Genomic DNA, 7480 nt, shown 5'->3' with positions numbered 1-7480 from the left:
GACTCTATCAGATCCTTTCGGGCCTGATTCCCTGTCAACCGGGTTTCTCTTCCGGGCTGTTGGGCCCTTCCGACCTCCCGAACATTAGCGGATCCCCGCGGCAGTTCCTAATCGGATCGATCAGGTCCTGCGCAACCCGAATACGAATTGATGACGGGCATGCCGAAATCAAATCCCGGTCGGGAGATCGTGCTGATGGTGGGTGCCGCGCGGAGCGGCGGGAGGTGACGTCCCGGAGCCGATGGCTCCGGGGCAACTCGAAGGACCCTACGCCACCGGGGCCGGTAGTACAAAGGCGGGGCCCGGCAGCTGTGTGCCGGACCCCGCTGCCAGGCCGTTCGGCCCCCGCGTCAGACCTTGACGGGCTCCTTCGGCTCGCCGCCCCGCGGCGCCGGCAGGTCCGAGTCGTCCTCGCTCGTGTCGAGGAGTGTCCGTTCGTCGAAGGGCAGGTCACCGGCGAGCACCCGGTGCACCCGGTCCCGGTCCACCTCTCCGGTCCACGAGCCGATGAGCAGTGTGGCCACCGCGTTGCCCGCGAAGTTGGTCAGTGCGCGGGCCTCGCTCATGAACCGGTCGATGCCGATGATGAGGCCGACGCCGTCGACCAGGGCGGGCTTGTGCGACTGGAGGCCGCTCGCGAGCACCGCGATACCGGAGCCGGAGACGCCGGCCGCGCCCTTCGAGGCGATCATCATGAACAGGAGCAGGCCGATCTGCTGGCCGACGCTCATCGGCTGGTCCATGGCGTCGGCGATGAAGAGGGACGCCATGGTCAGGTAGATCATGGTGCCGTCGAGGTTGAAGGAGTAGCCGGTCGGCACCGTGATGCCGACGACCGGACGGCTGACGCCCAGGTGCTCCATCTTCGCGATGAGCCGTGGCAGCGCGGATTCCGACGACGACGTCGAGAGGATCAGCAGGAACTCGCGGCCCAGGTACCGCAGCAGCTTGAAGAGGTTGAAGCCGGCCGCGAACCGCAGGATGAGCGCCAGCACGATGCCCACGAACAAGGCGCAGGTGACGTAGAAACCGACCATGATCGTGGCCAGTGCCTTGAGCGCGTCCACGCCCGTCTCGCCGATGACGGCGGCCATCGCGCCGAAGGCGCCGAGCGGGGCGGCCCACATGATCATGCCGAGGACGCGGAAGACCAGCTTCTGGATGTGCTCGACGCCGCGCAGCACCGGTTCGCCGGAGCGGCCCATCGCCTGGAGTGCGAAGCCCACGAGGAGGGCGACGAGGAGGGTCTGGAGGACCTCTCCCTCGGTGAACGCGGAGACCAGCGTCGTCGGGATGACCCCGAGGACGAAGTCGACCGGGCCTTCGGCGGCGTCCTTCGCCGCGGTGTGGCCGATCTCCTTCGTGGCTTCGGTCAGGTGCATGCCGTCGCCGGGGTGCAGGATGTTGCCGACGACGAGGCCGATGGCCAGGGCGACCATCGACATGACGATGAAGTAGCCGAGGGCGAGGCCGCCGACCTTGCCGATCTTCGCGGCCTTGCGGACCGAGCCGACGCCGAGCACGATCGTGCAGAAGATGATCGGCGAGATCATCATCTTGATCAGGTTCACGAAGCCCGTGCCGATGGGCTTGAGCTCCTTGGCGAAGTCGGGCCAGATGAAGCCGACGGCGATGCCGAGCAGCACGGCCACGATGACAGCGATGTAGAGATAGTGCGTGCGGTCCCGCTTCACTGCGGGGGGCTTGGACGCGGTCCCGGTCTCGGCCACGGTTCCTCCTGACGACGACGTCGGCGTACTGGAACGCTCTGAAATAAGGGGCAGGGTTCACGTACGCACAGGCCGTGCGGCTCACGGTCTGCGGATCCCGGTGACTATCTCCCAGGCCGTGAGGACCGTCACCCTTCCGTTCATTTAGTTCGTACTTATACGACCGTGCAGACTGGGCGGCATGCGCCTCCCCCTCCCCCGCAGCCTGGCCGGCCAGCTCTTCGCGATGCAGGCCGTCCTCGTCGCGGTGGTGGTCGCGGGGTGCGCGCTGTTCACGTACGTCAGTGACCGCGGGCAGGCGGAGACGGCGGCGCGGCGGCAGGCGACCGCGGCGGCGACGGCGGTCGCCGACGCGCCCTCGGTGCGCGCGGCGATCGAGGGGGGCGGGGATCCGTCCGCGACGCTCCAGCCCTACGCGGAGGACGTGCGTCGGCACACCGGGGTGGACTTCGTGACGATCATGGATCCGGCCGGTATCCGCTGGACGCACCCCGACGAGCGGCAGATCGGCAAGCGGTTCCTGGGGCACATCGCGCCCGCGCTGCGCGGCCGTACGTTCCCGGAGACGTACACGGGGACGCTCGGGCCCTCGGTGCGGGTGGTCACGCCGGTCTACGGGGCCGGGCACCGGGTCGTCGGCCTGGTCAGCGCCGGTATCACCGTCGAGGAGATCACCGCGCAGGCGCGCGGGCAGGTGCTGGCCGTGGCCGGGGTGGCCGGGGCAGCGCTCGTGCTGGGCGGCATCGGCACGTACGTCATCAACGCGCGGCTGCGGCGTCACACCCACGGCATGAACGCGGGCGAGCTGAGCCGGATGCACGCCTACCACCAGGCCGCGCTGCACGCCGTGCGGGAGGGTCTGGTCATGCTCGACGGGCAGCGGCGGGTGGCCCTGATCAACGACGGGGCCCGCGAACTGCTCGGGGTCGGGCCGGACGCGGTGGGCCGGGGCGTCGCCGAGCTGGGGCTGCCCGCGCCGCTGACCGGCGCCCTGCTGGCGGCCGAGCCGCGGGTCGACGAGGTGCATCTGAGCGCCGACCGGGTGGTGGTCGTGAACACCTCGCCGGTGGCCAGCGGGGACCGGCGCGGCACGGTGGTCACCCTGCGCGATCACACCGAACTCCAGTCGGTGATGGGTGAGTTGGACTCCGAGCGCGGGTTCACTCAGGCGCTCAGGTCGCAGGCGCATGAGGCGGCGAACCGGCTGCACACGGTGGTGTCGCTGATCGAGCTGGGCCGGGCCGAGGAGGCGGTCGATTTCGCCACGGCGGAGCTGGAGCTGGCCCAGGCGCTCACCGACCAGGTCGTCGGCGCGGTCAGCGAGCCGGTGCTGGCCGCGCTGCTGCTCGGCAAGGCGGCGCAGGCCAACGAGCACGGGGTGGAGCTGGTCGTCTCCGCGGACACCTGGATCGACGACGGGCTGCTGCCGCGGGCGCTCGCCGCCCGCGATCTGGTCACCGTCCTCGGCAATCTCATCGACAACGCGGTGGACGCGGCGCAGGGTTCCCCGCGGGCCCGGGTCACGGTCACCGCCCGCGCCTGCGCCGAGTCGCTGCTGCTGCGGGTCTCGGACACCGGGCCGGGGGTGGACCCGGAGCACTCGGACGCCGTGTTCGAGCGCGGCTGGTCGACGAAGCCGGCGGAGCCGGGCGGGCGCGGGCTCGGCCTGGCGCTCGTCCGGCAGGCGGTGCGCCGCAACGGGGGGAGACTGGAACTGGCCAGGTCGCCGGAGGGCGGGGCCGCGTTCACGGCGCTGCTGCCATGGGGGACGGAGAGCGGCGCCGCGCCCGCATCCGCTCCCGCGCCCGCGGCCCGTGCGGCCACCGGCGCGGGCACCGCGCCCACAGCACAGGACGGAACGTCATGACGGACCCGCGGATCAGAGTCCTGGTGGTGGAGGACGACCCGGTCGCCGCCGACGCGCACGCGCTCTACGTCGACCGGGTGCCCGGCTTCGTCACCGTGGCCAAGGCCCACACCGCGGCCGGGGCCCGGCGCGCCCTGGAGCGGGCGCCGGTCGATCTGATCCTGCTGGACCTGCATCTGCCCGACGGGCACGGGCTCGCGCTGGCCCGGTCGCTGCGGGCGGCGGGCCACCAGGCGGACGTCATCGCGGTGACCTCGGCCCGCGATCTCGCGGTCGTGCGGGAGGGGGTCTCGCTGGGCGTCGTGCAGTACGTGCTGAAGCCCTTCACCTTCGCCACGCTGCGCGACCGGCTCGCGCGCTACGCCGAGTACCGCACGTCGAGCGGGGAGGCGGCCGGGCAGGACGAGGTCGACCGGGCGCTGGCCAATCTGCGCTCCCCCGCCCCGGCCGCGCTGCCGAAGGGGCTGAGCGCGCCCACGCTGGAGCGGGTGACGCAGACGCTGCGGGAGGCGGCGCCGACGGGTCTGACGGCGGCCGCGGCCGCCGGTTCGGCCGGTATCTCGCGCATCACCGCGCGCCGCTATCTGGAGCACCTGGTGGACTCGGGCCTGGCCGCGCGCAGCCCGCAGTACGGGCAGGTCGGCAGGCCCGAACTGGTCTACTCCTGGAAGTGAACCGGCCTGCGGTGCACACCCATTGACCTTGCTCCGAACCGGCCCGTACGTTCACGGGCAGCCCCGCGAGCATTGGTGCCCGTGAGCTCCGTAGGAGGTCGTGCCCGTGCGCCCCACCGCCCCTCTCCTCGTCGCCGCCGCCCTGCTGGCCGCCGGAACGCTCACCGCCTGCGGCGGCGGCTCCGGCAGTGACGCGAACACCATCAAGGTCTCGTTCAAGCAGTCCACGGACAACCAGATCAAGGTCATGGACACCTATCTGGCCGCGATGAAGAAGCAGTTCGAGAAGGCCCACCCGGGCAAGAAGGTCGAACTCGTCCCGATCAAGGCGCCGGACTCCGAGTACTACACGAAGCTCCAGCAGATGCTGCGCTCCCCCAAGACGGCGCCCGACCTGGTCTACGAGGACACCTTCCTCATCAACTCGGACATCACCAGCGGCTATCTGAAGCCGCTGGATCCCTACCTCGCCAAGTGGGCGGACTGGGACCAGTTCATCGGCACGGCGAAGACCGCGGCCAAGGCCCAGGACGGCAAGACGTACGGCGTCCCGGACGGCACCGACACCCGCGGCCTCTGGTACGACAAGGGCATCTTCGAGAAGGCCGGCATCACCACGCCCTGGCAGCCGAAGAACTGGGCCGACATTCTCGACGCGGCCCGCACCATCAAGAAGAAGGTCCCGGACGCGATCCCGCTGAACGTCTACACGGGCAAGCCGAACGGCGAGGCCGCGACCATGCAGGGCTTCGAGATGCTGCTGTACGGGACGGACGGCACGGGCGGCGATCCGCTCTACGACAGCGCGTCGGACAAGTGGGTCGCGGGCTCGAAGGCGTTCAAGGACAGCCTCGCGTTCGTGGACACCGTCTTCAAGGAGAAGCTCGGCCCCGACGTCTCCGACGCCCTCGACCCGAACTGGGCGACCCGGGTGCGCGGCGAGATGCTCCCGCAGGGCAAGCTCGGTATCGACCTCGACGGCTCCTGGCTGCCGCAGGACTGGCTCAAGGGCAGCGGCCACGCGTGGCCCGAGTGGTCGCAGAAGCTGGGGCTCGCGCACATGCCGACGCAAGGGGGCCAGGCTCCCGGCAAGGTCAGCATGTCCGGCGGCTGGACCTGGGCCGTCCCCGCCAAGGCGGGCAACCCCGATCTCGCCTTCGACTTCGTCAAGACGATGCAGACCAAGGCGAACGCGCGGCGCTGGTACATCGCCAACTCCGGCATCGCGGTCCGCAAGGACGTCGCCGCCGACCCGGCCTACGTGCAGGCGCAGCCCGGCATCAAGTTCTTCACGGACCTGGTCGCCACGACCCACTACCGGCCGGCCTATCCCGCGTACCCCAAGGTCTCCACCGCGATCCAGGAGGCGATGGAGTCGGTGACGACCGGGGACGCGTCGGTGGCGAAGGCGGCCGCGGCCTACGACGAGCAGCTGAAGACGGCGGCGGACGGCAAGGTCGTCAGCAAGCCCTGACCGGACCGGTGCCGAACCACGGGAAGGTGACCCGAGCCACGTGAACCGCCGCGCCACGACAGCACTGCGCGCCCTGCCCATCGCCCCGGCGACGATCATCATGCTCCTCTTCCTCGCCGGGCCGATCGCCTACTGCGCCTACATCGCCTTCACCGACCTCCAGCTCACCGGCCAGGCGGAGTCGTCCTTCGTCGGCTTCGCCAACTTCCGGGCCGCCTTCAAGGACGACGCCTTCCTGAACGCGGTCCGGCTCACCCTCGTCTTCACGTTCCTGTCGTCGATCGTCGGCCAGAACACGCTGGGGCTGGCCCTCGCGGCGCTGATGCAACGCGCCTCGAAACCGGTCCGCACGGTCACCGGCGCCGTCGTCGTCACGGCGTGGGTGCTGCCGGAGGTCGTCGCCGGGTTCCTGCTCTACGCGTTCTTCCGGCGCGAGGGCACGCTGAACGCGATCCTCGGCTGGCTCCATCTGCCGGGTCAGAACTGGCTGTTCACGCTGCCGATCCTCGCCGTGTCGTTCGCGAACGTGTGGCGTGGCACGGCTTTCTCGATGCTCGTCTACTCGGCGGCGCTCTCCGAGATCCCGACGGAGATCAGCGAGGCCGCCGAGGTGGACGGCGCGAACGCCTGGCAGCGGCTGTGGCGCGTCACGCTGCCGATGATCCGCCGCTCCATCGGCACGAACCTGATGCTCAACACCTTGCAGACGCTCTCCGTCTTCGGGCTGATCTGGGTGATGACGCGCGGTGGCCCGGGCAACCACAGCCAGACCCTGCCGCTGTTCATGTACGAGCAAGCCTTCCAGAAGAGCATGATCGGCTACGGCACGGCGGTCGCCCTGCTCCTGCTCGTGGTCGGCTCCCTGTTCTCGCTGGTCTACATGCGCCTGCTGCGCCCGGAGGCATGAGTGGCCCGCCGCACCACCAGGAACCGGCTCACCGCCGACGCGACCCTGACCCTGGTCGCCCTCGCCTTCGCGCTCCCGCTGGCCTGGGTGGTCCTGTCCTCCCTGGACGCCGACGCCACTCTGCGCGTGAAGTTCCCGGCCCACGCCACGCTCGACAACTTCGACGCGGTCCTGAAGCCGGACATCACCTTCACGCCGCTCCTGAACAGCCTGATCCTGTGCGGCGGGGCGACGGCCCTGACGGTGGTCTGCGCGGCGCTCGCCGCGTACCCGCTCTCCCGCTACCGCTCGCGCCTGAACAACCCGTACCTCGCGACGATCCTCTTCGCGACGTGCCTGCCGATCACGGCGATCATGGTCCCGGTCTACGCGCTGTTCGTGCAGGTGAACCTGATCGACACGATGGCGGGCACGATCTACTTCTTCACCGCCTCCCAGCTCCCGTTCGCCATCTGGCTGATGAAGAACTTCATGGACGGCGTCCCGAAGGAGCTGGAGGAGGCGGCCTGGACGGACGGCGCGAGCACCTTCCAGTCCCTGGTGCGGATCGTGCTGCCGCTGATGGGCCCGGGCGTCGCCGTCGTCACGGTGTTCTGCTTCGCGATGATGTGGGGCAACTTCTTCGTCCCGTTCATGCTGTTGCTCTCCCCCGACCAGATGCCGGCGTCGGTCAGCATCAACGACTTCTTCGGCAACCGCGGCACGGTCGTCTACGGCCAGCTCGCGGCGTTCTCGGTCATCTACTCGACGCCGGTGATCCTGCTGTACGTGCTGGTCTCCCGCCGGTTCGGCGGCGGCTTCGCGCTCGGCGGCGCGGTCAAGGGGTGA

General features: G+C 70.1%; 6 protein-coding genes. 5 read left to right on the top strand and 1 reads right to left on the bottom strand.

The genetic code is table 11. From position 1 onward, the window contains the following. Positions 1-350: 350 nt before the first annotated feature. Positions 351-1730, bottom strand: a complete 1380-nt coding sequence (locus tag ABZY33_RS28080) for a cation:dicarboxylase symporter family transporter (RefSeq protein WP_356494477.1) — start codon at positions 1728-1730, stop codon at positions 351-353. Between the two features lie 181 nt (positions 1731-1911). Between ABZY33_RS28080 and ABZY33_RS28075 the strand changes: the two genes are divergently transcribed. The 5 genes from ABZY33_RS28075 (at position 1912) to ABZY33_RS28055 (ending at position 7480) form a co-directional block, all read left to right on the top strand. Continuing rightward, positions 1912-3597 carry a sensor histidine kinase gene (locus ABZY33_RS28075; RefSeq protein ID WP_356494476.1) on the top strand — a complete coding sequence of 562 codons (1686 nt, stop codon included), beginning with the start codon at positions 1912-1914 and terminating at the stop codon, positions 3595-3597. Beyond that, positions 3594-4271, top strand: coding sequence for a response regulator (locus tag ABZY33_RS28070; RefSeq protein WP_356494475.1), 678 nt, complete (start codon positions 3594-3596; stop codon positions 4269-4271). Before ABZY33_RS28075 ends, ABZY33_RS28070 begins: the two co-directional genes overlap by 4 nt. Before the next feature lie 106 nt (positions 4272-4377). Beyond that, a complete protein-coding gene (locus ABZY33_RS28065) occupies positions 4378-5745 on the top strand; it encodes an extracellular solute-binding protein (RefSeq protein WP_356494474.1) in 1368 nt (455 codons plus the stop codon). Positions 5746-5845: 100 nt separating this feature from the next. Beyond that, positions 5846-6652 carry a sugar ABC transporter permease gene (locus ABZY33_RS28060; protein WP_356494480.1) on the top strand — a complete coding sequence of 269 codons (807 nt, stop codon included), beginning with the start codon at positions 5846-5848 and terminating at the stop codon, positions 6650-6652. Then, positions 6653-7480 carry a carbohydrate ABC transporter permease gene (locus tag ABZY33_RS28055; RefSeq protein ID WP_356494473.1) on the top strand — a complete coding sequence of 276 codons (828 nt, stop codon included), beginning with the start codon at positions 6653-6655 and terminating at the stop codon, positions 7478-7480.

Origin of the sequence: Streptomyces sp. NPDC006552, assembly GCF_040611655.1 — a bacterium.
In the GTDB taxonomy this organism is placed as follows: Bacteria; Actinomycetota; Actinomycetes; order Streptomycetales; family Streptomycetaceae; genus Streptomyces.
The sequence above is the reverse complement of the archived record's forward strand: the minus strand, read 5'-3'. Positions and strand labels throughout refer to the sequence as shown.